Genomic DNA, 25,385 nt, shown 5'->3' with positions numbered 1-25,385 from the left:
AACGATTTGTATATAAATTTTTACCAGAGGTTGCATTGACTAAAATCAATGCAAATTAAATATTGATAGATTTTAATCAATATTTAAGACAAAATCCAATTACATTTGATAATTTCTAACCTCAAAATCAAATATAATTGGGTTGATTTGTGGTTAACTTTTAATTATTCTACCCCAAAATGCTCTCGCAATTTTGCTTCTTGTTCCGTTGATAAATTAGACTGAATCAGTTCTCCTTTATCGAAATCTTTAAACGCTTCTTCTACTTTGTCTATCGTGACTTTACCTGTTAGCAAAAATAGGGCAGAGGTTTCTTCTGTGACTTGTTCACGCACACTTTTAATAAAGTCATCATTAATCCCATAATCGTTAAATTGACCCGAAAGTGCTCCAACTAATGTTCCAAAATTTCAACTAAATACTGTTTTTCAAGTTGGACTAACTTAGCAAGTGCCGTTTCAGCACCTTCGGCAGTATTGAATTTCCAAACTGTTAATGTGGCCATAACTTTAAATTCCTCTTAAAGAATGATTCGTTTATACCTCTGTCATTGATGACAACACCATGCAGAAAAAGCAACCCGTTTCTGTTACCATCAATGAGTCCATTAATGGAGAAATGGAACCCGCAGGTTTAGCTTCCACAACCTATCAAGGCAACGATACTTTTAGCGGAAAATCTCAAGCCGGAAGTCCGATTAGTTTTACACTGCTTGGTAACTACAGTGTAGTTCAAATTAAGCATAGTGGTCAAACTTTTACCGGAATTTGTCACTAGGATTCGGGTTGACTTTGGACAGCCTTTTAATAGTTAATAATTAACCCTAAATTACCCCAGTTAACGGTTAAAACTTGACCGTTAACTGTTGGTTCTTGAGGTTACAAAAACCACAAAAGAGGAACTAAAATAGCCGTTACAATTGCAGCAAAAATTAGCGCATATTCTACTTTTTTGCTCAATAATCTGGTCACTAAAATCAGACTAATTGCCAATAAAACGGCTCCAATTTCCACTAAATCTTGCCCTTTTTGATCAATCAGAGTAAGATTTGGGGGAGGAAATTGAGAGGTTTGTGGTTGGGAAGGAAATTGAATCAAAAATTGGCGAGAAATGTAATTAGACGACATTAGGGAAGTGTTCATAAACTGATATTATATCTGGTTAAAACAATTGACTGAAAACTAACTATTAGGCGGTAACTCTAAGGCAATATTTCCTAATAAACCTTTGCGAAAATCATTTAACATTTGACGGGCAGTGCGTTCGATATCTCCTTTATGCTTATATTCTGCCAACTCCTGTAAATAGATATCTCCACTCAGAGCCGTAAACTCTAATTGATATCGGGAAACCAACAAATGCTGTAAATTAAAATCCTGTAACAACTCAATCAATACCGTTGCAACCTGTAAATTTTCATAGGACGCTTCCCCAATATCCTCACAAATTGCCAACTTTAAAGCATCTTCCTCTTTTCTGATTTTGGTCGGAATTACCCCAGGAGCATCTAATAATTCCAGAGTCTCGGAAATTCTCACCCATTTCAAATGACGAGTCACCCCCGCCCGTCTAGCACTATCAACAATTCGCCGATTCAATAACCGATTAATTAAGGCCGATTTTCCCACATTCGGAAAACCAATTACCGCCGCCCGCACAGGACGGGGTAACATCCCCCGTCCGGCCCGTTTTTCATTGATTTGTGACCCGGCGGCTTGGGCAGCTTTCGCCACCGCATCCACCCCATTTCCCAACCTGGAATTCGTAAAATAGGCCGTTTCCCCCTGTTCCTCAAACCACTCCTCCCACTGTTTTTGTATATGGGAGGGAATCATATCCATACGGTTAATCACCAACACCTTCATTTTACTTCCCACCCACTGCGGAACATTGGGATGATGGGTCGTCAGAGGAATACGAGCATCTCGCACCTCCAAAATCACGTCCACCCGTTTCAGTTGTTCCTGAAGGGTGCGTTCCGCTTTAGCAATATGACCGGGATACCATTGGATAGACATTATGTTAGGGGAGCAGGGGAGGTAGGGGGCATGGGAGCAGGGGGAGCAGGGGGAGCAGGGGGAGCAGGGGGAGCAGGGGAGGCAGGGCGGGTGTCTTACCGTAGTGAGTCCTTTAGGACTCTCTTAGAGGGAGCAGTTTAACAGTCAACCGTCAACACCCTCCCTTAAGGAACAATCAGGACAGGACAGGGAGACAAATTAATTACACGGTTAGTAACGCTATCGGCCGCACCATCTTCGGTCAGACCAATTCCTCGACTCCCCATGACAATTAAATTCGCATTAATTTCATCAGCAACGTCACAAATCGTAAAAGCGGGTTTTCCCTCTTTTTCTAGGATTTGAGCCTCAATACCATCCTTAGAAAACAGGGTTTGAGCCTGTTTTAGTAAGTCCGCCACCGCTTCCGGGGACGACATTTGTTCAGGATGGGGTTGAGGTTCGGTCACCTCAGCATTGGGTTCCACAACCGCCAAAACATAGAGACTAGACCCAAAGGTTTTGACCAGGTTGGTCACAATTACCGCCGCTTCGTGGGCTTCACGGCTTTGGTCAACAGCAAATAAAATGGTTTTAAACATAATCGCGCATCTCCAAGACGCGGACTTAGGTAGAATGTTTACTGTGAACGATTAGGTGGTAGACCGGATGGGGTTGACAGACAGGATTAAACTGTCCGAAACCTGACCCATGCCACCTAAATTTAATCTGATTTAGACAACAACATATCCTAGGAGGATTATCCTGTGTCAAAAAAAACTGTAGCAGATTTATCCGCATCAGATTTATCTGGGAAACGGGTATTAGTCCGCGTTGATTTTAATGTTCCCCTAGATAACGGTTCAATTACCGATGATACACGGATTCGTGCGGCTCTGCCGACTATCCAAGATTTAACTTCTAAAGGCGCTAAAGTGATTTTAACCAGCCACTTTGGCCGTCCTAAAGGCGTAGACGAGTCCCTGCGTTTAACCCCTGTGGCAGCCCGGTTATCGGAATTGTTAGGTAAACCCGTTAAGAAATTTGACGATTGTATTGGGGATGAAGTCACCCAAGGAGTTGCTGAACTCCAAAATGGCGATGTGGCATTATTAGAAAATGTCCGTTTCTATGCCGAAGAAGAAGATAATGATCCTGAATTTGCGAAAAAATTAGCTTCTGTTGCTGATTTATACGTTAATGATGCTTTTGGAACCGCCCACCGTGCCCATGCTTCTACTGAAGGAGTAACTCATTATTTGCCTTCTGTCGCGGGTTATTTAATTGAAAAAGAACTCAAGTTTTTACAAGGTGCTATTGAAGAACCCAAACGTCCTTTAGCTGCTATTGTTGGCGGTTCTAAAGTGTCTTCTAAAATTGGTGTGATTGAAGCTCTTTTAGATAAATGCGATAAATTGCTGTTGGGCGGTGGGATGATTTTCACCTTCTATAAAGCTCGCGGTTTGAATGTGGGTAACTCTTTGGTGGAAGAAGATAAACTGGAATTAGCCCGCGAATTAGAAGCGAAAGCCAAAGAAAAAGGCGTGGCTTTTCTGTTACCTACCGATGTGATTATTGCGGATAAATTTGCTCCCGATGCGGAAGCAAAAACCGTTAGCATTAATGACATTCCCGATGGTTGGATGGGATTAGATATTGGCCCCGATTCTATTGAGGTTTTCCAAAAAGCTTTAGGCGACTGTAAAACAGTAATTTGGAACGGCCCGATGGGGGTTTTTGAGTTTGAGAAATTTGCCGCCGGGACAAAAGCGATCGCTTTAACTTTAGCAGATTTAACCAAAACAGGCACGATTACTATTATCGGTGGTGGTGACTCCGTTGCTGCTGTTGAACAGTTGAATTTAGGCGAACAAATGAGCCATATTTCTACTGGAGGTGGCGCCAGTTTGGAATTGTTAGAAGGGAAAGTATTACCTGGAATTGCAGCGTTAAATGATGCGTAATTTCAGCTTTAGTTAACATCGATTTGTAGGGGATATGGCGGTGTCATATTCCCTACTATTTTTTGACCATGAACGTTTAATTATGGAACTTGAATAATATCGAAAGTATCCTGATTGTCAATTCGATAAAATAAGAAGTCAGAATCAAGGGTTAAAATTTGATGATACCCTGTTTTTTCAGCTACTAAAACTAAGGTTGCATCCGCTAAATCCATTGGTCGATATATTTCTCCATTAACCCAAACAAACGAATATAGTCATTTTCTTCAATTTCATAAATAGTCAGTAATTTATTTAAGAGAAGTTGACCTAAATGTTTTTGCATAACCCAACCGCCACGATGCAAAGCAAGATACATGGCTTCTGTTAAACATGGCCAGGTTGTGATCAGAGGTTTTGTTAATTTTTGAATTGCACCCCTATAGGCTAGATGTTTCGGTTGACTGGAATCAACTAGACAAAGTAAAACACCTGCATCACAAAGAATCATAGGTTTAGACCTTGCTGGCGATATTTATTGAGTAGAATTTGCTGGTATTCGTTAGTGGGTGTTGCAGTTTTTATCTCTAACTGATCGACTCCTTCAAACCATTTTAACCAGGCTTTTAGCAGCTTTTCATCAACATTACTCTGAACCGTTTTATCAAGATTTTGGTCAATGATCTTATCAATAGCTTGGTTAACTTCCTGTAACAGAGTTTCGGGAAGTTCTTCTAATTTAGCGAGAACAAGGTCACGGATACTCATGATGATTACCTCTTTCAATGCTATTAATTTTAACAAAATTAGTATTGACCTGTTAGATTACTGTCACAACACTTAAGTTTGAATTGGTGCTTGTCAGAAAAATCTGCTATAATTTTGGATAAGATGCTGGTTAACTTACCATACTAGGATGACTATGATTAGAGTTGCAGACAAAATTATGAAGCGGATTCGTGGCTATGGTCGTGGCCGTTGGGTTTGCACGCCCAAGAATTTCCTTGACCTGGGTAGTCGAAGCGCTATAGATAAAGCACTGTCACGTCTAGTTAAGGATGGTTTACTGCGACGTATAAGCAAAGGCTTATACGATCTTCCTCGCATGAGCAGTATTTTAAACCGTCTAGCCCCACCGGATATTGATGCCACGATCAAAGCACTGGCAAGACGAGATCACACAATTTTTATGCCAGATGGTATCGTTGCAGCAAATAGTTTAGGCTTGACAAATGCTGTTCCTGCTAAGATGGCTTATCTTACAAATGGCACGACAAGAATCTTAAATGTGGGAGGTCGTACTGTTCAGATCAAACACGCCAAAAAGCACTTAATGTCATGGCTGAAGCGTCCAGGGTTAACAGTTGTTTTAGCCCTAGATTGGCTTGGTAAAAAAGTAGTTTCCGACTCGGAAATTATTAATATCTTGCGATCGCGTTTGCCTGATAATGTTAAGCAAGACTTGGTAAAAGGTATCGATCTTTTGCCCATTTGGATGGCGAAAATTGTAGATAGTATTACTCAAAGTGTGAGTGTTGCTGCGTAATGAATCAGGAATTTAAACACTTTCTTGAATTATCTAAACAGGAGCGCCAAGATGTCTTTGAAGCTGAAGCCGAGAATCTTGATACTCGATCAAGCTATGTAGAGAAAGATTTTTGGGTTTGTTTAGTCCTTGATATTCTCTACAATGGCTTTAATTTCGATCATCCTCGGCTTCTATTCAAAGGTGGAACCTCTCTGTCAAAAGGATATAGCTTAATCAATCGTTTCTCTGAAGATGTTGATTTTACCGTTTTCTCGAAGGATATCGGTTTTGATGAAAGCAAAGATCCCACAACACCAGAAATATCTGGGAAAGAACGAAAGCGCCGTTCAGAAAATATAATGGAAGCCACTTCTAAATATATCTGTAACAAACTGAGGCAAGATTTAGAGGCTATAGCTTCAACTTTAGCACCTGAATGTAACGTAATAACAGATACAGAAGATCGAGACAAATCAACTCTTTTATTTCATTATCCCAGCCTATTTGCAGAGGGTACCGATGCGTATATTCAGCCTCGCGTGAAACTTGAAGGCGGTGGTCGTTCAGCACTCGATCCTCACGAACAACTTATCATAAAACCTTTCATTAACCAAATACTTTCAGACCGGGACTTTTCAATACCTAATATCATCACTATTAGACCAGAAAGAACCTTCTGGGATAAAGTGATGATTTTGCATGGTTGGTATTGTGGACATAGAGACGAAGGACGCTTACCCAGCGATCGCCAACGAATCTCTCGTCATTATTATGACGTGGCGATGATTTATAAAACTGAGTTTGGCCTAAAAGCAATTTCCGATCCTAAATTGAGAGAGAATGTTCATCAGCATAATCAACTATTTTTCAACAAAGCTTGGATGAAATTTGATCAGGCGATACCAGGATCTTTTCATTTAGTCCCAGAGGGTAAATTGCTTCAGACTATTAAAAAGGACTACCAAGATATGCAAGGTATGATGCTAGGAAATGCCCCTAAATTTGAAACAATTGTAGAAGAATTAAAAAATCTTGAAATTGCTATTAACGAAGATTGATTGATCAGATTGCAACTTTAATTGAAAATGAAAATGTCAATTTGACTGATTTATGAGCAAATTTGGAAGCAAATACTATTTAACAAAAAAAGAAAGAAAGAAAATTGAATATTCCTAATTTTAGGATGGTTTCAACTTACTTTCCTTTACTATTTTATTTTAAAATAGGTTTGGTTAAATGACTACAATCAACATCATTAACAATCCTAGAATCAATCCTTGCAGGTTGAACCTCTACACCGGGAGGTAAAGGACGATTTTCGACATGGAAAACGACTTTTTTACAGACCATTTGACTATTCCCAACTGAAGCATAATCCCAAATATACACTTCTGAATTGGGGGATGTGGCATTAGCGGGGGGAATCACCCAGGAACTCAGCAAGACGATTTCTAAAGCCACTAAAGCTGCCATCACGAACTTTAGCATAACTTACTCATGGTTGATAAATTCAGGACTACTATTAGTATACCCAATATTGCCAGGTGATCGGACAATCTATACCCAGTTTAACGGGATTGGCGATCGCTTAATTTAAAATAACATTAAGAAACCGTTTTTTCTGTTTTTGGGGGTGCGATCGCTTTTCCATTAACTTCTTGTAAATAAAACCATCCCACTGTAATTAAAAACAGAAAATAACTTACAATTTGGACAAAATACAATTGATCTCGATAGCCAAATAAGGCTTTTAAAACGATCCCTGGAAATTGTTTATCGGGTAAAAATCCCTGGGTATTTAATACCAAATTCCCTAATAAACAAGAAGCAGGTTGAGTTAAACATAATCCCGCATATTCAGGATTAATTTGGGATAATATTCCTACTCCCGCATCCAAATGTTTGAGAACTGAAATTACTAATCCTGCTACAATTAATAACAGAAAAATTCCCATGATTTGAAAAAACAAACGAATATTAATTTTTACCCCCCACTTAAAGAGTAATATTCCTAATCCTGCGGCGACAAATAAACCTAAAACCGCCCCAATTGCAGGCATAATTCCCTGTTCAAAGGTAGCTAAGATAAAAATAACGGTTTCCAGTCCTTCGCGTAAAACTGCAATAAAAATCAACCCAAAAATTCCCCAACCTGCTGCGGTTTTATTTTTATTAATGGCGGCTTTAACTGCTCCTTCTACTTCCGATTTTAAGGATTTAGATTGTTGAGTCATCCAAATTAACATCCAACTTAACATGGCGATCGCAAACAACCCAATTCCTGCTTCTAAAAATTCGCCAAAAACTGGAGCGTAGGGATGTTCAGACGTAGCAATTCCTTGAATTAACCACCCAAATAATAGACCAAAAAATGCACTAGCAATAATTCCTACTCCCACTCCAGAAAATACCCAGGAATTGAGATAACTTTGTTCGGCTTTTTTCAAACAAGCTAGAACAATTCCCACCACTAAAGCCGCTTCAAACCCTTCTCGTAAGGTAATAAAAAATGTAGGTAATGCTTCGGTTATATTCATGATAATTGTATTCGTAAAAAAAATGAATGATTTTGAAAAGCGGCCAGGATTAACCAGCCCTAAAAACATCTTAAATCAACTAAAATCGCGCAACATTTTCTTGATTTCAATATTATGTAATTCCTCCTGACCAATCATAGTCCGAGCGTATTCCTCTAAATAAATACTCGCATTTTCAACCACTTCTAGCAAATCCTTATACAATTCTAAAGCCTTGCGCTCATGAGCTAAACTTTCCTGTAAAAGATCCTTGACCGAATGTTGATAACTTTCCTCAATGGGGGCAATTTTCTGGCTAGGGTGTCCTTCTAAACCCGTAAGAATTTCTCCAGCTTGTTGAGCATGAAGCAAAGATTCTGTGGCTTGAGCCTTGAAAAACTGTACAATGGGCAAACGATTCGGCCCGGTTATCATCAGAGCATAATGGGTATAACGCACCACCCCTGCTAACTCGAATTCCATAATCGTGTTGAGGAGTTGAATGGCTTTTGCTTGATCAAGATCTCTCATGCTTTGTCTTTAACCTAAAAACACTTTACCCATTATGACAACAGTTGATCATTTTTATAATAATTAGTTAAAATTATCATCTATCTTAAGAAGTAATTATTAAGATTTATATTAGATTTAATCCCCTAGGGGGTATTGTAAATTTTGAGAAAAACTTGTTTCCTATAAATAAGGAGGAAAGATTGTATTTACCAGATTTCGATGAAAAAACAACAAATTCAATACAGTGGTCTAATGGGTTTAATTGTAGCCTCTCTGATCGGCTGTTCTCAACCTGAAACTCCCCAAGTCCAAAACCGTTAACCCGGTATTTCTTGATTACAAATAAAAAGCCGTCCTTCTAGGACGGGGCTTCAGACCCTTTTTTGGGTCAAATAGTCTAATTCTGGCAAAAACCTGTTCTCTCTGGCTTAAAATCTATTGGTACTGCATATTTTTTTAAACAAGGAGACGAAAAATGCAAGAACCCACGAAGATCACGGACACATCCACCCCTACCGGAGCCAAAATAGATGTCACTGTAGAAACAGGTGGTGCTATTACCTCCCCTTCAACCAATGCCCAGTTTGATGAAATTAAAGAAAAAGTTGTAGTTGTCTTATCCGAACTTCCGGGTTACATCTCCAGTTTTTTTGGCTCCTACCAAAAACCAATTATTACCATTGTTCTGATTTTATCCGCCCTTGTGACTCTGAAGGTTTTATTTGCGGTGATCGATGCTCTGAATGATGTTCCTCTTTTAGCTCCAACCTTTGAGTTAATTGGTATGGGATATACCGCTTGGTTTGTCTATCGTTACCTGCTCAAAGCCTCAACCCGTCAGGAATTAGTTCAAGAATTCAAATCCTACAAAGAACAAGTTACAGGCGACTAACTTCTTTATATAGGGACAGGAGACAGAAGACCGGGGACAAAAGACCAGAGTTAATGATTTCTCCCCCCTGCCTCCCCTCCCCCTGCTCCCTATTTCTTCTTCCCCTTGGCTCCATTTCCGTCTATAGAGGACTCCGTAGGGGGGGCGAGATCATCGGGTTTCCCCTTGCCCGTGGGAAGTTCCAAACAATATCCTGCACCGTAGATGGTTTTAATATAGCGAGGATGACGGGGATCGGGTTCCATTTTTGTGCGTAAATGGCGAATATGAACTCGGATCGTCTCGATATCATCATTGGGGTCATAACCCCAAACTTCTTTTAAAATCTCACTAGGCGCAACGGTTTGACCATGACGTTGCAGCAAGCAATGTAAAAGTTCAAATTCCAAATGGGTCAATTTAACGGTGGTCTCAAACCAAATCGCTTCAAACCTTTCAGGGACTAAGGTTAAAGTGCCATAACTGAGAATTTCGCTATGTTTAGCCGCATGGGGAATGCGATCAGTTCTTCGCAACAGAGCCCTCACCCTTGCCAACATTTCTTCTAACTCAAAAGGTTTGGTTAAATAATCATCGGCCCCCGAATTAAACCCTTCAACTTTGTTTTGGGTTTGTCCCAATGCAGTTAACATCAACACCGGAATATCTGTCGTGCGTTCATCCCGGCGTAAACGTTGGCAAATGGTGAACCCGTCCACCTTCGGCAACATTAAATCCAAAATAATTAAATCTGGCAACAATTGCATCGCCAGGGCTTGCCCTTTAATCCCATCTTCTGCTTGGCTCACTTCATAACCAGCCATTTCTAAGTTAATGGCTACCAGTTCCGAAATTGCGGGGTCATCATCTATGACTAATATCCGGGGCATTATTTAATCCGGTGATTTGGGCACAACATAATCAGCTATCAGTTATCAGTAAAGATAAAATATAAATCTCCACTCTTTATTTTTGATTTTTAACTGATAACTTAAACGGCGCAAATGATTATAACATTTTTTGGTTTTTTATGCAACAATTTTTGAAATCGGAATTAATTATAACATAAGTCTGGGAGCTTGAAAACTCAGTGTCTTCAGACCTGAGATGAAAAGCGACTCAGGGGGTTTTAACCCCCGTGAATATTTCTTCAATCTATGTTAATATATCCAGTAACAGGAAAAGGTAAACAACCTGTATAAAAACCTAGTCGCCTAACGGCAAGACGCTGAACCTTGACAATTGAATCTATAGGGTTCTACTGCAAAGTTCTAGTTTTCCCCCAGCAGTGGGTAAAAGATTCATGGGAGCTAGACGAACAGTTTTTAAGCAAAAAAGAACTCGCATTAATGCGAATAGGGTAGGGCATACCCGCTCTTTAGCTTGGGGAGAATCCCACCTCTGGTTAAAGCACTGCAAGGTACTTTGATTAAGTGGTTTCGTTGAACCAAGAATCGAGCGCGTCTTCAGACCTGAGAGTGTCAATGCACAAATTCATTCCCAGGGATAAATAAAGATTGAGAAATTGTAAAAATAAGTAACAAACAAGCATCAAAATTAGCAACTTTCGGGGTATGATTAGCCTAAAGAACTCTATAAGCATATACCCAGTTCTTTCCACCAAAAAGGAGTAATAGACTCATGGCCGTTGAAAAAGTAAACTCATCCTCCAGTCTGGCCGAAGTTATCGATCGGATCTTAGATAAAGGCATTGTGATTGACGCTTGGGTACGGGTTTCCCTCGTTGGAATCGAGCTTCTATCCATAGAAGCAAGAATCGTGATCGCTTCTGTTGAAACCTATCTCAAGTACGCAGAAGCCGTTGGTTTAACCGCACAGGCGGCTGTTCCTTCGGTCTAAGATTGATGGAATAGGCAACGGGTATGGAGCAAAAAAAGCAGAACGCTTCACTCATTATGGTTTGGGATAAAGTTTTACCCACTAATAATTCAGGGTGTAAGTATAGTCAACGCAATTCACTGCCCATACCCAAAGCCGATCCCAAGCCATTCCCCATTCTATTAAACCCCAACCCACCGTTAACCCCGGAGTGCCTCAACCTGCGACCCTGGATCAACCCCAGGGATAAATAAAGATTGAGAAATTGTAAAAATAAGTAACAAACAAGCATCAAAATTAGCAACTTTCGGGGTATGATTAGCCTAAAGAACTCTATAAGCATATACCCAGTTCTTTCCACCAAAAAGGAGTAATAGACTCATGGCCGTTGAAAAAGTAAACTCATCCTCCAGTCTGGCCGAAGTTATCGATCGGATCTTAGATAAAGGCATTGTGATTGACGCTTGGGTACGGGTTTCCCTCGTTGGAATCGAGCTTCTATCCATAGAAGCAAGAATCGTGATCGCTTCTGTTGAAACCTATCTCAAGTACGCAGAAGCCGTTGGTTTAACCGCACAGGCGGCTGTTCCTTCGGTCTAAGATTGATGGAATAGGCAACGGGTATGGAGCAAAAAAAGCAGAACGCTTCACTCATTATGGTTTGGGATAAAGTTTTACCCACTAATAATTCAGGGTGTAAGTATAGTCAACGCAATTCACTGCCCATACCCAATGCCCAGAAATGCACAACCCACTGACACGAGGGTTTCAAAAAAATTATGGCTTTAAAAGACAAGTGGCAACAGGATCGTATCGGACGCCAACAGGGAGTTCAAGAACGGCAACAGCAAGTTCAAACCACCCTATCCCTCTGGCAACAAGAGCGCCAAAATCAGGCTTCTGAATTTCGGGAAGACCTAGAATATCGGGTAACGGATCTGTTAGCTAATTATCAGAAACAGCGCCTAGAAGCTAGGGAAACTTTACTTGAGGACTTAGCTATTTTTCGTCAAACCCTATATCGGGAAGTCGAAGAATATTTAGGGGAGTTAGATATTCTGCACCAGCAAATGGCCGCACAATTACAACAACAACTCCAACAGAGTCGGACGGAAAGAAAAGACGCTGTTCAGAAGTTATTCGAGGATTTAGGGGTATTTCGCGCCGAACTACAAGACTATCACCTCAAACTTCAACAGACAGTTTGGGGGAGTTCCCACCGACATCCTATTAAACCCCAACCCACCGTTAACCCCGGAGTGCCTCAACCTGCGACCCTGGATCAACCCCAGGGATAAATAAAGATTGAGAAATTGTAAAAATAAGTAACAAACAAGCATCAAAATTAGCAACTTTCGGGTATGATTAGCTAAAGAACTCTATAAGCATATACCAGTTCTTTCCACCAAAAAGGAGTAATAGACTCATGGCGTTGAAAAAGTAAACTCATCTCCAGTCTGGCCGAAGTTATCGATCGGATCTTAGATAAAGGCATTGTGATTGACGCTTGGGTACGGGTTTCCTCGTTGGAATCGAGCTTCTATCCATAGAAGCAAGAATCGTGATCGCTTCTGTTGAAACCTATCTCAAGTACGCAGAAGCCGTTGGTTTAACCGCACAGGCGCTGTTCCTTCGGTCTAAGATTGATGGAATAGGCAACGGGTATGGAGCAAAAAAAGCAGAACGCTTCACTCATTATGGTTTGGGATAAAGTTTTACCCATTAATGATTCAGGGTGTAAGTATAGTCAACGCAATTTACTGCCCATACCCAAAGCCGATCCCAAGCCATTCCCCATTCTATTAAACCCCAATCCACCGTTAACCCCGGAGTGCCTCAACCTGCGACCCTGGATCAACCCCAGGGATAAATAAAGATTGAGAAATTGTAAAAATAAGTAACAAACAAACATCAAAATTAGCAACTTTCGGGGTATGATTAGCCTAAAGAACTCTATAAGCATATACCCAGTTCTTTCCACCAAAAAGGAGTAATAGACTCATGGCCGTTGAAAAAGTAAACTCATCCTCCAGTCTGGCCGAAGTTATCGATCGGATCTTAGATAAAGGCATTGTGATTGACGCTTGGGTACGGGTTTCCCTCGTTGGAATCGAGCTTCTATCCATAGAAGCAAGAATCGTGATCGCTTCTGTTGAAACCTATCTCAAGTACGCAGAAGCCGTTGGTTTAACCGCACAGGCGGCTGTTCCTTCGGTCTAAGATTGATGGAATAGGCAACGGGTATGGAGCAAAAAAAGCAGAACGCTTCACTCATTATGGTTTGGGATAAAGTTTTACCCACTAATAATTCAGGGTGTAAGTATAGTCAACGCAATTCACTGCCCATACCCAATGCCCAGAAATGCACAACCCACTGACACGAGGGTTTCAAAAAAATTATGGCTTTAAAAGACAAGTGGCAACAGGATCGTATCGGACGCCAACAGGGAGTTCAAGAACGGCAACAGCAAGTTCAAACCACCCTATCCCTCTGGCAACAAGAGCGCCAAAATCAGGCTTTAGATGATCAAGAATCTCGACAGGGGTTTGTCACGGGTGTACAACAACAAACCCAAGAATTATTAACAAACATCAGCACCGAGCGTTTGTGGGTAGCCCAGCAACAGCGAGAACAACTGGAAAACTTTATCCAGCAATTATCCCAGGAAGTGGGTGAGTTTTTGCAGCAAACCATCGAAGAACGCTCACAGGTCGCAGCCCAACTGCATCAGCAATTATCTGAATTTCGGGAAGACCTAGAATATCGGGTAACGGATCTGTTAGCTAATTATCAGAAACAGCGCCTAGAAGCTAGGGAAACTTTACTTGAGGACTTAGCTATTTTTCGTCAAACCCTATATCGGGAAGTCGAAGAATATTTAGGGGAGTTAGATATTCTGCACCAGCAAATGGCCGCACAATTACAACAACAACTCCAACAGAGTCGGACGGAAAGAAAAGACGCTGTTCAGAAGTTATTTGAGGATTTAGGGGTATTTCGCGCCGAACTGCAAGACTATCACCTCAAACTTCAACAGACAGTTTGGGGGAGTTCCCACCGAAAACCGCGAAAAGCGATTACCCCGCAACGCTCTATTCCATCGCGTTTATATTCCTGTTAAGAAATCCTAGGTTTGTAGGTTTATCCTCCATTCTCGGTTCCCTGATATAACATTAAATTAAACCTGCCGCTAATCCCTAACTCGGCAGTATTTTAGCTAAATAACGCCATTAAAAATATGACTACCGTGCTTCAAGCTCGTCCTAAAGGCTTTGTTAATACTCCAACCATTGAACAACTTACAATTAGAGCCTTGAGGTATCTTCAGAGTGGCTTTTCTCTGCACTTACGGGGGCCAGCCGGAACCGGAAAAACCACCCTGGCGATGCACTTAGCCGATTTATTAAACCGTCCCATCGTTTTAATTTTTGGGGATGATGAACTCAAATCCTCCGATTTAATTGGCAACCAACTAGGCTATACTCGCAAGAAAGTTGTTGATAATTTTATTCATAGTGTTGTTAAATTAGAAGATGAATTACGACAAAATTGGATTGATTCTCGTCTGACCTTGGCGTGTAAAGAAGGATTTACCCTGGTTTATGATGAGTTTAACCGTTCCCGTCCAGAGGTGAATAACGTTTTACTGTCTGCTTTAGAAGAAAAATTATTAGTGCTGCCTCCGAATAATAGCCGTTCAGAATATATTCGAGTTAACCCCCATTTTAGAGCTATTTTTACCTCAAACCCCGAAGAATATTGTGGAGTTTATGGGACTCAAGATGCGTTATTAGATCGGTTAATTACTATTGATATGCCCGAACCAGATGACGAAACCCAGCAGGAAATTTTAATTCAAAAAATCGGAATTTCCCCCGAAGATGCCAAAAACATTATTGAAATAGTCAAAATTTATTTAGAAATAACCACCCAAAAAAAAGAAATTAAACCCGTTCAAAATGGTAAAGCTGCCCGACCCCATATTGATAAAGCATCGGGATTAAGACCCGGATTGATTATTGCCAAAATCTGTCATGAACATGATATTTCTATTCAGGAAAATAATCAGGATTTTATTAAAGTTTGTGCCGATATTTTATTATCCCGTACCAACCTATCCCTAACAGAAGCTCAGAATAAATTAGAAAAAGTGATCAAAACCGTATTAACCGATGGTGACACATCAACTAACAGTTTTTTACCCCTATCAGAAACTCAATTAACCGAAAATAACTCCTTAGAAATTGAAGAACAAGTTTATCAATATTTACAGAAAACCACCAGCGCCAGGGTTTCAGAAATTGAAGTAGCGTTAGGATTAAATCGAGTCCAAACCACTAATGTATTGCGCTCTTTATTAAAACAAGGACATCTGAAACAGCAGGATAATCGTTTCTTTGCGGTGAACAAACAAGGAGAATTAATTCAACCATGAACTCACAGCAACGTCCATCAAATATACAACGGGGTGTTCCCACATCGACCCAAGGATCGAGTTTAGCTGATATTTTAGAAAGGGTTTTAGATAAGGGTATTGTCATCGCTGGGGATATTTCCGTTTCCGTGGGTTCCACCGAACTCCTAAATATTAGAATTCGTTTGTTAATTGCTTCCGTCGATAAAGCTAGGGAAATTGGGATTAATTGGTGGGAAAGTGACCCCTATTTAAGTAGTCAAACCAAAGTTTTAACCGAGAGTAATCAAGAATTATTAGAACAGGTTAAATTATTACAGGAGGAAGTCAAAGCCTTAAAAGCATTATTACCTCAAGAAAACCAACCCAAAGAAATGGAATAAAAGAAGCTATTGGTAGGCAAATACATCCAAATTAATAGATTTAATAGGTTGTAATTCTCCATGTAACATCTTTCTAATATTTTCCGTCGTTTCCCGACTAAATGTAACTTCACCGCACCTAGAACAGACCTGAGCAGGAATTTTTTCTACCAGATAGAATTTTCCATTAATTTGGAAAATCTCACTGACTTGTTCTGTGTGAAATTCTGTTGCGCCACAAACATGACATTGAGACATTTTATCTCCTTTGGGAATAGTTAATCCATTGATTCAAATTCACAAATATTCCGCTCTACGGCACGCCTAAAAGCATGACGGCTAAAGTCAAATTTACCTGATTGGAGTTGATGACGAATTTCTTCTATTTTTTTCACATTAATTTATTCATTCATCGTTTTATAAGTAGAAACAGCAGAAGGAGAACTGCGGTTGAGATAACGGAAAATCCAATATTTAAACACCGCATCTAAGATAACTGGAAAGGTCGCAATAAACAAAAAATTGAAGTCCCGATTTTCAGGAAGTCCGAAATGTCGGGCGGTACTTTCTAAAATCACCTCCCAACCGTGGGGAGAGTGAAACCCCACAAACATATCCGTAGACAAAATAATAATAAAAGCTTTCGCACTATCACTCAATCCATAAATTAAATCCCCCATAAATGATTTGAGAATCTCTACCTCACTGCGGTTGGAAACTAAAATAAAAGCGAACATAAAAACCGAGATAATATCTGCGAAAACATTCTTGATCGCGCTACTACTATCTCCCTTATATTGTTCAGCTATTCCTTTAGCTTTTTCCTTGAGTTTTTCATCTAATTCCTCTGAAGTTAAGGCAGGAGCTTGACTAATCAATGCCTTAAATCTAAGACGTTCTTCATATTGTTTTAATTCGATAAAGGCTTCCTCCTCCAGATCAATATTGATAAAAATAGGTGTTTGTTCTTTATTTGTAAATATTCCATCTATAATCGGCCCGACCAAGAAATTTTTAGCCAGTTGTTGAGTCAATAAAGGAATCAAAATCAACAACAGAATAAATCGGATAGAAATTACGGTTTTAGCTTGAGTTTGCTTATAACTCGCAATAATTTCCGACTCCGATCCGGGTCTGAGTTCCTGTTTAATTCGACCTAATGTTCTTAATAAAGAACGGGGTAAAACCCGAGTTGAATTATTGTTCCTCAAACCCGGTTTCATCGTTTTTCTGGAACTAGGATTCCGGTTACTATTCAAAAAATTCTTGTTTTCAGAGATATAATTTGGAGTTGAATTTGGGGGGTTTCCTGTAGGATTTAGTGATACAGATTTTTCGGGAGAATTTGGGGTTAAATTTAGAGAAAAATCCGAGGATTCTGGGGCTTGATAACGAGTAACTACCGCATCAATATAATCGAGTTTTTCACAAATAGCCTCAACTATTTTCCCGTGAGGTAATGATCCATTCGAGGTAACTTTTTGCTCTAATTCCAGGTTAATACCCGATGAGGGATTGATTTGTTCCGACCACCCCAAAACCGAACGGCTGGCATTAAATACCATTAAGCGATTCTGAATAATTTTGAGATATTTTTTTAGTTCAGAATTAAAATAAGAAAGGACGCGATCGCTATATTCAGGATGAAATTCCAGAGATATTTTTTCACCTTGAAAATGCTCATTCTCAAGGGAACGAATTTTTAAGGCAGCATCATAAGCTTGATCTAAAGCCCGTTCCGGTGTATCACGAAACCATTGATTAGCATTGCCAAAGAATTGTTTAAATACATTAGAATCAGCAGCGGCCATGGTTTAGACCCCTTAAGAATCAGTGGAATGAATATTAATTAAAGACGTTCTGGTGGAACATCGGTACAATGTACGGGGGTAAATGCAACTGCCAAAAATCTAACTAATTCTGCTCAATATTAGTCATTTTGATAGCTAAATGCCAATAATGAGCAATTTTGGCGAGGGGGGTTTTCAGAAAACCCTGTTCACAGTATAATCACAACATGAAGCTAGTTGAACGTCATCTCGTCACAAAAAACCATCCCCTCTGGTCAGACCTTGACCAGAAAGCCTTTTTGTCGAAAAATTTGTTTAACCTAGCGAATTATCATTATCGTCAACACTTCTTTCAACACTACCAGAAATTAAACTTTAACCAACTTTACCATCTCCTATCACAAACCCCAGACTACAAAGCCTTACCCACAAAAGTTAGCAAGCAAATCATCCGCCGATTAGATTCAGCCTGGACAAGTTATTTTCAAGCTGTAAAAGTCTGGCAAAAACATCCCGAAAACTTCTTAGGTCAACCTAAAATACCTAGATATAAACATAAAACCAAAGGGCGCAATATTCTCCCTTATCCTCACGAATCAATCTCGAAAAAAGCCTTGAAAAAAGGAATTTGTCACCTCTCGATGAGTGAAATAAAAATTCCCACATCACAAAGGTCAATAATCGAGGCGAGGATAGTACCGAAAAGTAGTTGTTATGTCATCGAAATCGTTTATGAAAAAGCAGAGGAGACAACCAATTATCAAGAAATAGCAGGTATAGACTTAGGAGTTAATAATTTAATGGCTGTAACTACCAATCAAATAGGTGTTAGACCTCTTTTGATTAAAGGCAGACCCTTAAAAGCGATTAATACCTTTTACAATAAACAACGTTCTTCTTTACAATCCCAGCTAAAACTCAAGCATAATCAAACCCAATCTCAAAGATTAAAAAATCTGACTCATAAACGCAACTGTAGAGTAGAAAATTATCTACATACAGCCAGCAAAAGAGTCATAGATTGGTGTACACAACATCAAATCGGAATCCTAGTAATTGGGCATAATGCTACCTGGAAACAATCAATTAACTTAGGTAAAAGGAATAATCAACAATTTGTAAACATTCCCCATTATCGGTTAATCGAAATGTTGACCTATAAAGCCCAACTGAAAGGAATCCGGGTAGTGATTACAGAAGAATCTTACACATCTGTTGCCAGTGCTGTAGATGGGGATGCTCTACCTAAATATGGTGAAAAAAGACCAAGATTTCAGGGACATAGAATAGCTAGAGGCTTGTATAAAACAGCCAAGGGTAGGTTATTAAATGCCGATGTTAATGGGTCATTTAATATCACTCGAAAAGTAATTCCTGATGTCGTTGACCAGGGAATAAAGGGTTTGCCGTTTAACCCTGTGGTGCTTGACCCACTACGAATGACTGAACTTTCAGCCTTTAAGTAGGTTTGAGTAGGTTTAGTTGATCGGTATATTAACAAATTTTAGACCGATTGCCGTGCTGTCTCCTGCTCTCTGGATTACCGGAAGTTCCCAAAGTGGCAAAACCACTCGCCTGATCGAATTATTTTGTGAGTGGACACCCCTACTGGGAACCCTTCCCCACCCCCCACAACCTCCACGCAAACCCAGGTTAAACCCTGAGTCTGTCGCCACCACGACCTTAATTTTTGCCGCCAATGGTGATAATCGCATTGCCCTGGTTAACCGTTTAACTACTACCCCCCAGGGACAATATTCCTTTTATTCCACAACCCCTTTAGGGTTTTTTCAAGACGAAGTAATTTTGTTTTGGCCCCTATTAGTCGAAAAGTTAGGGTTAAAAGCCCAATTTCCCCTGCGCTTACGCCCCGAAACCGAACAGGAACTTGCCCTCCGGCTTTGGAGTCATGATCTGGAAATCAGTCCCCTCAGACGTCCAGGGATTAGCCTTAACCGGATGGTGCGCCAAATTCTGGATATTCTGCAACTAGCGGCCCTGAGTGTTACCTCAATAGAGGCTATTCCCCAGATTTTAGAAAAGGGATTTCTGCCCACGGGCGACATCGAAACCCCCTACAAACAGATAGGAGAATGGCTACAACAATGGCGGGAATGGTGCTTAGAGCGGGGGTTACTCACCTATGGGATGATTGCCGATCTCTATGGTCAACACCTGCTGCATCATCCCACCTATCAAAAACACCTACTGCGTCGATATCCGGTAGTTTTAGCCGACGACGTGGACGAATATCCCGTCCTAGCCCGTCACTTGTTTGAGTTCTTTCTGGAGCAGGGAAAAATGGCTGCATTTACCTACAATTCCAATGGGGCTGTACGTTTGGGGTTAGGGGCCGACCCGATCGCCTTCTTGGATTTACAAAAGCGATGTCGTACAGAAACCTTAGACCAACCCAGGGGTTTAGGGAAACAATTGGCCGAACCGATTTTAGATTTGGTGTTGGAGAATGCCATCGCTTTTCCCGACTCCCTGTTATTTTCTACTCAGATTCAATCAATTCAAACGGTATCACGGGCCGATTTGCTCCGACAAACCGCCGAACAGATTATCGCCGGGGTTAAAACTGGCCAGGTACGGCCCGATGAAATTGCCCTAATTGGCCCTGGTTTAGATGCGATCGCCCGTTATACCCTGCGAGAAATTTTAAACCATGCAGGAATAGCCGTTGAGTCGATGCAGGAACAACGTCCCCTAATCAGTTCTTCCCTAGTTCGAGGCTTATTAACCTTAATGGTATTGGTCTATCCGGGGAATGGTCATCTGGTGCATCGAGATGCGATCGCCGAAATGCTCGTTACCCTGAGCCGCTACACCCATGACACTCTTTCCCCCTGCTTCTCCATCGACCCAGTACGGGCGGGGTTATTAGCTGATCATTGTTTTGTGCCTGACTTAGATAATCCTCGGTTACTGACCGTGAATGCTTTTCCCCGTTGGGATCGGTTGGGATATCAGGCGACGGTCGCCTATAATCAGATTTTGCACTGGCTGGAAGTTCAACGGGAAGACTATCAAAACCAGTTATTAGCCAGTCCAGTAGTGTTATTAGATCGAGGGATTCAGCAATTTTTTCTGGGTAATGGCACGGGTCGCAGCTTGAGAAACGATCAACTCTCTGCACTACGCGAGTTAATGGAAACGGCACTCCACTATTGGGAGGTGCAGAATCGTTTACAGGCGAAAACCGATGGGATCATCTCGGAACAAGTCGGCCAGTTTATTCAGTTATTACGACAGGGAGTGATTTCTGCTAACCCTTATCCGGTATCCAGTTTGGGGGTTAAACCTCCGGCCGTAACCTTGGGAACAATTTTTCAATATCGAGCTAGTCGAGCTTCCCATGCTTGGCACTTTTGGCTAGATGTGGGATCTCCCTTGTGGTTGAGTGGAGGAGCGAGTATTCTCTGGGGAGCGCCTCTATTTCTCAAGGAACAACCGGAGTATTCAGGGACAGAAGCAAATACAAGGTCGGCTGATCTACAACGATTGCACCGTATTATTGTAGATTTGTTAAGTCGGGTGAGCGATCGCTTAATTCTCTGTCACAGTGATTTAGCCGTTAATGGTCAAGAACAATTCGGCCCCCTTTTACCCCTAGTTCATGTAGTCAGCCCTTGAGCGCTATCTTCAAACCCAGATAATATAGGGAATAGTTTTGACCAAACTTTCAGATAATTGTCTTTCAAAAAGGCAACCAAAAAAGTTAAATTCAACCTTAATTATAATATAAAAAATGAGGTTATTTATGTTGTTTTCAAAATCAAGAAATTAATTCAATAAATTCCCGGGGATTGATGTTATTATCATCAGTTATTCTGGGAATAATATAAATTAATCCTGGGTCGGGGTGTTAAAGGTAGATTTGATCGAGTGGGTTCATTCATGAGGAGACAAAAAAATGACAAGTGCAGTAATTAATACCGTTAGTGCCAGAGTAATTAATACTCAGGAAGTGCTATTAATATTTCCGACGGAAATACCGGGTGTATTTCAAAGTTTTACTGGGCTAGTGGGGGAAACCCTTCCTGGTGCTAACGGAACAGTCATTTTTGTGCCTCAAAATCGCCCAGCACCTCCCCCAACAACAGCCCCAACCACTCCTCCGACCCCGACCGCAGCCCCAACCACTCCTCCGACCCCAACAGCATCCCCCACCACTCCTCCGACCCCCACCTCTTCTAATAATAATGGTGGGACAAGTCCAGCCCCAGTTGCCAATAATGACTTTTTTCAAACTAATTTAGGACAGGCGACATTTTTTAATGTTCTGGAAAACGATACGGTTAAGGGTGGAAGTGGAACCAGTATCACCGTTAATCAGTTTAGTTCAACAGCAAACGGAACCCTAGTATTTAATGGGGGAGGAATTTTTACCTACACTCCCGACCCCAAATTCTTTGGAGTAGATAGTTTTAGTTATACTGTTACCAATGGAACCGCCCCGGCTCAAGTTTTTATTGAAGTATTGGCGGGGAATCAACCTATTATTATTGAAGGTATTGGTAAAGGCACAGAAACCAGCGACTATATTACAGGTTCCTCTGGAAATGATGTTATTAATGGTTTAGCCGGAAACGATACCATCTTTGGTTTAGCAGGAAATGACGAACTGCGAGGGGATGAAGACAATGATACCCTCTACGGAAATGAAGGCAATGATACCCTCACCGGAGGTGAAGGGAACGATGAACTTAATGGCGGTAAGGATAATGATGTCCTCGATGCCAGTGCTGGAGATGATACCGGGTTTGGACAACTGGGTAATGATACCGTTATTGGCGGTTTAGGCAATGATAGCCTTTATGGAGGCCAAGGAGCAGATAGTGTTCGGGGCGGCGAGGGCAATGATCTTATTTTTGGGGATAAAGGCAGTGATGTCCTTTGGGGCGATGGGGGCAACGATACCATCTATGGTGGTGGAGAAGAAGACCTGATTTTTGGCAATGACGGCGCCGATAACCTCTATGGAAACCAAGGAAACGATACAATCTTTGGCGGTATTGGTAACGATGTCGTATTTGGGGGCGAAGGCGATGACCAACTTTCCGGGGAAACCGGGGATGATTTCCTGTTTGGGGGTATAGGTGTCGATACCCTGACCGGAGGCTCAGGAAATGATACCTTTGTGATGACTAGCGAAAGTGGCGGTGCAAATTTAGGAGATGCTCAAATTGTTAATGATTTTGAACCCGGCGATCGCATTGGTTTAGCTGGAGGTTTACAATTTAGTGACTTATTTATTAGCCAAAGTAGTGAAAACGCAGGCAATACTATTATTAGAAACGGTAGTGCTGGAAGCTATATTGCAGTTCTAATTGGTGTGGATAGTAATACCATCACCGCCGATAGTTTTACTCCAATTTCCGGTACAATTATTCCAATTCCAGTCCCAACACCAACAACTCCCACACCAACAACTCCACCAACACCAACAACTCCCACACCAACAACTCCACCAACACCAACAACTCCACCAACACCAACAACTCCCACACCAACAACCCCACCAACACCGACAACTCCCACCCCAACAACTCCCACACCGACAACACCACCAACACCCACGACTCCCGCCCTACAGCCACCCATCGCCCAAAATGATGCGGTAAAACGGCCTCCCGATGGTTCAGTGACATTTAACGTACTAAAAAATGATACCGATCCCCAGGGAAGTCAACTCACCTTAGTGAGCGTGGGAACAATCGCCAATGGCAGTGCATCAATTACGGCTGGGGGAAATATTACCTTCACACCTAACCCGGGCTTTACAGGGCCATCAACCTTTCCCTATACCATTCAAAACAGTTATGGCTTAACGTCCACGGCTCAAGTCTTCATTACTGTTAATATTTCCCCGACATTATTAGTCAATAATGGAATTATTGTTTTACAAAATGATCAGAAAAATATCACTCCCGTCAATCTGTTTGCGGTAGACCCGGATAATCCCCCCAATGAAATTTTTTACCGCATCACCCAAGAACCCAACTTAGGGAATTTACAAATTGTCGGATCTACACCCCAACGAATTAATACCGGGGGTTCATTTACTCAACAAAATATTGATACGGGTTCCATCCAATTTAGCGCTCGGAATGTATCAGGAGGAGATCAATTTCTATTTCTCCTGACCGATAATATTGGAACTACAGCCCAAAATTCTTTTAGTATCACCATTGTCGATGACATCATCACCGGTACCGATGGAGATGACCTGATTATTGGTACTGGTTTCAGTGAAAATATCAGGGGATTTGCCGGGAATGATACCCTCATCGGTGCTGGCAACCGAGATATTATCGAAGGGGGGACGGGAAACGATTCCCTTGAAGGGGGAGAAGGAAATGATGTCCTGCAAGGAGAAGAAGGAAATGATACGCTCCTCGGTCAAGTCGGCAATGATTCTCTCTTTGGCGGTCAAGGCAATGATTCTCTCGATGGCGGGGCGGGTCGCAATACCCTGTTAGGGGAAGATGGAAATGATACCCTAATTGCCGGAGATGATAGTAATTTACTCTCCGGTGGTAATAACGATGACATCCTGATTAGTGGGATTGGGAACGATACCCTGTTAGGGGGAAGTGGTAATGATTCTCTAACCGGGAATGCCGGAGATGATTCCCTCTATGGAGAGGATGGAGACGACTTAATCTTTGCCGGAGTCGGTCGAGACTTAGTTCTCGGTGGCCCAGGTAACGATAGCATTGATGCCGGGGAAAGCAATGATACCGTATTTGGTGGAACCGGGAATGATTCTATTATCGGCGGTGATGGAGATGATTTCGCAAATGGTGGGGACGGTGCCGATACAATCTTCGGCGGGATTGGAGATGATTCTGTCTTTGGTGCTGCTGGAAATGATTCGATTATCGGTGATCTTGGAGACGATAGTATTTTTGCTGGAGATGGCTTGGATACGGTATTTGGAGGAATTGGCAATGATTTAGTCTTTGGCGATGAGGGCAACGATACCCTGTTTGGGGGTGAAGATGATGATACCTTAGCCGGGGGCGGGGGTGCGGATAGTTTAATTGGAAATTTGGGGAATAATTCCTACTATTATTTAGCCCCCACCGAAGGTGTTGATGTGATCACCGAATTTAATGTTAATGGTGATGATCGATTCCTATTTAATTCTTTAGGTTTCCCCGGTTTCACCACCGCAGAAGGAACAGTGGTTCCCCTACAGGGGATTATTGTTTCTAACCTGGGTTCGGGGGGAGATAATATTAGTAATAAACAGGTGATCATTTTCCAAGATACCTTTGATAATGTTCAAGCGGTGAATGCTGCCTTGAAAAATCAAAATGGATCGGGTGATACTGCCGCTTTCTTTGTTTATCGAAATAACTTGTCTTATGCCGGTTTTTCGGGTGCTTATGTTATGGGCTATGATCCGAATTTAAGTGATGATAGTCTTCCGGCTTTTGATTTAGGAATTTTACCATCCCTTGATCCACAAACAAATAATATTAGTACCTTAATTGGGCCTAGTGATTTTGTGATTATCTAGGCATTTTGTAGTAAGCCCTTTAGGGCTGTCTTCAGATAGCCCTAAAGGGCTTACTACAAATTTAACATTAATATCCC

The 25,385-nt window shown here is 41.3% G+C and carries 29 protein-coding genes and 1 pseudogene; 17 read left to right on the top strand and 13 right to left on the bottom strand.

The window, feature by feature from the left end; genetic code table 11:
• Positions 1–164: 164 nt before the first annotated feature.
• Positions 165–359: a DUF1269 domain-containing protein gene (locus tag NMG86_RS06790; protein WP_337587947.1), complete on the bottom strand. Its 195-nt coding sequence runs from the start codon at positions 357–359 to the stop codon at positions 165–167.
• Between the two features lie 205 nt (positions 360–564).
• Between NMG86_RS06790 and NMG86_RS06785 the strand changes: the two genes are divergently transcribed.
• Entirely contained in the window at positions 565–777 is a 213-nt protein-coding gene (locus NMG86_RS06785) for a hypothetical protein (protein ID WP_052338661.1), read from the top strand.
• Positions 778–878: 101 nt separating this feature from the next.
• Here NMG86_RS06785 and NMG86_RS06780 read toward each other — a convergent pair whose 3' ends face one another.
• The 3 genes from NMG86_RS06780 to NMG86_RS06770 all read right to left on the bottom strand — a co-directional run bounded on the left by NMG86_RS06780 (position 879) and on the right by NMG86_RS06770 (position 2,599).
• Complete coding sequence (locus NMG86_RS06780; protein WP_026789202.1) at positions 879–1,142, bottom strand: hypothetical protein; 264 nt, start codon at positions 1,140–1,142, stop codon at positions 879–881.
• A gap of 39 nt (positions 1,143–1,181) precedes the next feature.
• On the bottom strand, positions 1,182–2,018 hold the full coding sequence (gene ylqF, locus NMG86_RS06775) for a ribosome biogenesis GTPase YlqF (RefSeq protein ID WP_026797285.1): 837 nt from the start codon (positions 2,016–2,018) through the stop codon (positions 1,182–1,184).
• A gap of 164 nt (positions 2,019–2,182) precedes the next feature.
• Positions 2,183–2,599, bottom strand: coding sequence for a universal stress protein (locus NMG86_RS06770; RefSeq protein ID WP_026789200.1), 417 nt, complete (start codon positions 2,597–2,599; stop codon positions 2,183–2,185).
• A gap of 165 nt (positions 2,600–2,764) precedes the next feature.
• Here NMG86_RS06770 and NMG86_RS06765 point away from each other — a divergent pair, with 165 nt between their 5' ends.
• Positions 2,765–3,961 carry a phosphoglycerate kinase gene (locus NMG86_RS06765; protein ID WP_026794289.1) on the top strand — a complete coding sequence of 399 codons (1,197 nt, stop codon included), beginning with the start codon at positions 2,765–2,767 and terminating at the stop codon, positions 3,959–3,961.
• Positions 3,962–4,041: 80 nt separating this feature from the next.
• Here the strand turns inward: NMG86_RS06765 and NMG86_RS06760 are convergent, their stop codons facing one another.
• The 3 genes from NMG86_RS06760 to NMG86_RS06750 are packed head-to-tail and all read right to left on the bottom strand — an operon-like array spanning position 4,042 to position 4,708.
• Positions 4,042–4,176 carry a hypothetical protein gene (locus NMG86_RS06760; protein WP_264477968.1) on the bottom strand — a complete coding sequence of 45 codons (135 nt, stop codon included), beginning with the start codon at positions 4,174–4,176 and terminating at the stop codon, positions 4,042–4,044.
• Positions 4,167–4,451, bottom strand: coding sequence for a type II toxin-antitoxin system VapC family toxin (locus tag NMG86_RS06755; protein ID WP_043938017.1), 285 nt, complete (start codon positions 4,449–4,451; stop codon positions 4,167–4,169). The genes NMG86_RS06760 and NMG86_RS06755 overlap by 10 nt, the downstream gene beginning before the upstream one ends.
• Positions 4,448–4,708: a hypothetical protein gene (locus tag NMG86_RS06750; RefSeq protein ID WP_026789198.1), complete on the bottom strand. Its 261-nt coding sequence runs from the start codon at positions 4,706–4,708 to the stop codon at positions 4,448–4,450. The genes NMG86_RS06755 and NMG86_RS06750 overlap by 4 nt, the downstream gene beginning before the upstream one ends.
• 154 nt (positions 4,709–4,862) lie before the next feature.
• On the opposite strand from NMG86_RS06750, the gene NMG86_RS06745 reads away from it, so the two are divergent.
• Positions 4,863–5,486 carry a DUF6088 family protein gene (locus NMG86_RS06745; RefSeq protein WP_026789197.1) on the top strand — a complete coding sequence of 208 codons (624 nt, stop codon included), beginning with the start codon at positions 4,863–4,865 and terminating at the stop codon, positions 5,484–5,486.
• Positions 5,486–6,526 carry a nucleotidyl transferase AbiEii/AbiGii toxin family protein gene (locus tag NMG86_RS06740; RefSeq protein ID WP_026789196.1) on the top strand — a complete coding sequence of 347 codons (1,041 nt, stop codon included), beginning with the start codon at positions 5,486–5,488 and terminating at the stop codon, positions 6,524–6,526. Before NMG86_RS06745 ends, NMG86_RS06740 begins: the two co-directional genes overlap by 1 nt.
• A 154-nt stretch (positions 6,527–6,680) precedes the next feature.
• Here the strand turns inward: NMG86_RS06740 and NMG86_RS06735 are convergent, their stop codons facing one another.
• From NMG86_RS06735 to NMG86_RS06725, 3 genes are all read right to left on the bottom strand, one after another.
• Positions 6,681–6,956: a hypothetical protein gene (locus NMG86_RS06735; protein ID WP_026794294.1), complete on the bottom strand. Its 276-nt coding sequence runs from the start codon at positions 6,954–6,956 to the stop codon at positions 6,681–6,683.
• Positions 6,957–7,072: 116 nt separating this feature from the next.
• A complete protein-coding gene (locus tag NMG86_RS06730) occupies positions 7,073–8,005 on the bottom strand; it encodes an FTR1 family iron permease (RefSeq protein ID WP_026789194.1) in 933 nt (310 codons plus the stop codon).
• Between the two features lie 75 nt (positions 8,006–8,080).
• The gene (locus NMG86_RS06725; protein WP_026789193.1) at positions 8,081–8,515 is read right to left on the bottom strand and encodes a ferritin-like domain-containing protein; all 435 of its coding nucleotides are present in this window, start codon (positions 8,513–8,515) and stop codon (positions 8,081–8,083) included.
• A gap of 201 nt (positions 8,516–8,716) precedes the next feature.
• Here NMG86_RS06725 and NMG86_RS06720 point away from each other — a divergent pair, with 201 nt between their 5' ends.
• Together NMG86_RS06720 and NMG86_RS06715 are read left to right on the top strand one after the other, a co-directional pair.
• Complete coding sequence (locus tag NMG86_RS06720) at positions 8,717–8,818, top strand: cytochrome c biogenesis protein ResB (RefSeq protein WP_141293416.1); 102 nt, start codon at positions 8,717–8,719, stop codon at positions 8,816–8,818.
• Between the two features lie 154 nt (positions 8,819–8,972).
• A complete protein-coding gene (locus NMG86_RS06715; RefSeq protein WP_026789192.1) occupies positions 8,973–9,389 on the top strand; it encodes a CAAD domain-containing protein in 417 nt (138 codons plus the stop codon).
• Positions 9,390–9,478: 89 nt separating this feature from the next.
• Here the strand turns inward: NMG86_RS06715 and rpaA are convergent, their stop codons facing one another.
• Positions 9,479–10,258 (bottom strand): two component system response regulator RpaA, encoded by a 780-nt coding sequence (rpaA, locus tag NMG86_RS06710; protein WP_026789191.1) that lies wholly within the window; start codon positions 10,256–10,258, stop codon positions 9,479–9,481.
• A gap of 751 nt (positions 10,259–11,009) precedes the next feature.
• On the opposite strand from rpaA, the gene gvpA (NMG86_RS06705) reads away from it, so the two are divergent.
• The 8 genes and pseudogenes from gvpA (NMG86_RS06705) (at position 11,010) to NMG86_RS06670 (ending at position 16,005) form a co-directional block, all read left to right on the top strand.
• Positions 11,010–11,228, top strand: coding sequence for a gas vesicle structural protein GvpA (gene gvpA / locus NMG86_RS06705; RefSeq protein ID WP_026789190.1), 219 nt, complete (start codon positions 11,010–11,012; stop codon positions 11,226–11,228).
• Positions 11,229–11,588: 360 nt separating this feature from the next.
• Positions 11,589–11,807 (top strand): gas vesicle structural protein GvpA, encoded by a 219-nt coding sequence (gvpA, locus tag NMG86_RS06700; RefSeq protein ID WP_026789190.1) that lies wholly within the window; start codon positions 11,589–11,591, stop codon positions 11,805–11,807.
• A 179-nt stretch (positions 11,808–11,986) separates the two neighbouring features.
• On the top strand, positions 11,987–12,505 hold the full coding sequence (locus tag NMG86_RS06695) for a hypothetical protein (RefSeq protein ID WP_499103596.1): 519 nt from the start codon (positions 11,987–11,989) through the stop codon (positions 12,503–12,505).
• A gap of 133 nt (positions 12,506–12,638) precedes the next feature.
• A pseudogene (gene gvpA, locus NMG86_RS06690) lies at positions 12,639–12,831 on the top strand (gas vesicle structural protein GvpA); the annotation flags it as partial.
• A 377-nt stretch (positions 12,832–13,208) separates the two neighbouring features.
• Positions 13,209–13,427, top strand: coding sequence for a gas vesicle structural protein GvpA (gene gvpA / locus NMG86_RS06685; RefSeq protein ID WP_026789190.1), 219 nt, complete (start codon positions 13,209–13,211; stop codon positions 13,425–13,427).
• Positions 13,428–13,606: 179 nt separating this feature from the next.
• On the top strand, positions 13,607–14,329 hold the full coding sequence (gvpC, locus tag NMG86_RS06680) for a gas vesicle protein GvpC (RefSeq protein ID WP_026794296.1): 723 nt from the start codon (positions 13,607–13,609) through the stop codon (positions 14,327–14,329).
• A 117-nt stretch (positions 14,330–14,446) separates the two neighbouring features.
• On the top strand, positions 14,447–15,643 hold the full coding sequence (gvpN, locus tag NMG86_RS06675) for a gas vesicle protein GvpN (RefSeq protein ID WP_027254984.1): 1,197 nt from the start codon (positions 14,447–14,449) through the stop codon (positions 15,641–15,643).
• Positions 15,640–16,005, top strand: a complete 366-nt coding sequence (locus tag NMG86_RS06670) for a gas vesicle protein (protein WP_026797283.1) — start codon at positions 15,640–15,642, stop codon at positions 16,003–16,005. The genes gvpN and NMG86_RS06670 overlap by 4 nt, the downstream gene beginning before the upstream one ends.
• 6 nt (positions 16,006–16,011) lie before the next feature.
• Here the strand turns inward: NMG86_RS06670 and NMG86_RS06665 are convergent, their stop codons facing one another.
• Together NMG86_RS06665 and NMG86_RS06660 are read right to left on the bottom strand one after the other, a co-directional pair.
• Entirely contained in the window at positions 16,012–16,242 is a 231-nt protein-coding gene (locus tag NMG86_RS06665; RefSeq protein ID WP_026797282.1) for a YgiT-type zinc finger protein, read from the bottom strand.
• A 143-nt stretch (positions 16,243–16,385) separates the two neighbouring features.
• Positions 16,386–17,795 (bottom strand): proton extrusion protein PcxA, encoded by a 1,410-nt coding sequence (locus tag NMG86_RS06660; RefSeq protein ID WP_026797281.1) that lies wholly within the window; start codon positions 17,793–17,795, stop codon positions 16,386–16,388.
• A 206-nt stretch (positions 17,796–18,001) separates the two neighbouring features.
• On the opposite strand from NMG86_RS06660, the gene NMG86_RS06655 reads away from it, so the two are divergent.
• The 3 genes from NMG86_RS06655 (at position 18,002) to NMG86_RS06645 (ending at position 25,308) form a co-directional block, all read left to right on the top strand.
• The gene (locus NMG86_RS06655; protein ID WP_026789185.1) at positions 18,002–19,240 is read left to right on the top strand and encodes an RNA-guided endonuclease InsQ/TnpB family protein; all 1,239 of its coding nucleotides are present in this window, start codon (positions 18,002–18,004) and stop codon (positions 19,238–19,240) included.
• Between the two features lie 52 nt (positions 19,241–19,292).
• Positions 19,293–21,413: a recombinase family protein gene (locus NMG86_RS06650; RefSeq protein ID WP_414093000.1), complete on the top strand. Its 2,121-nt coding sequence runs from the start codon at positions 19,293–19,295 to the stop codon at positions 21,411–21,413.
• A 280-nt stretch (positions 21,414–21,693) separates the two neighbouring features.
• On the top strand, positions 21,694–25,308 hold the full coding sequence (locus tag NMG86_RS06645; RefSeq protein ID WP_026797280.1) for an Ig-like domain-containing protein: 3,615 nt from the start codon (positions 21,694–21,696) through the stop codon (positions 25,306–25,308).
• The last annotated feature ends 77 nt before the right edge of the window (positions 25,309–25,385 follow it).

It is taken from the genome of Planktothrix rubescens CCAP 1459/22, from assembly GCA_904830895.1.
GTDB classification, from domain to species: Bacteria; Cyanobacteriota; Cyanobacteriia; order Cyanobacteriales; family Microcoleaceae; genus Planktothrix; species Planktothrix agardhii.
This window is presented reverse-complemented; position numbering and strand designations above follow the sequence as displayed.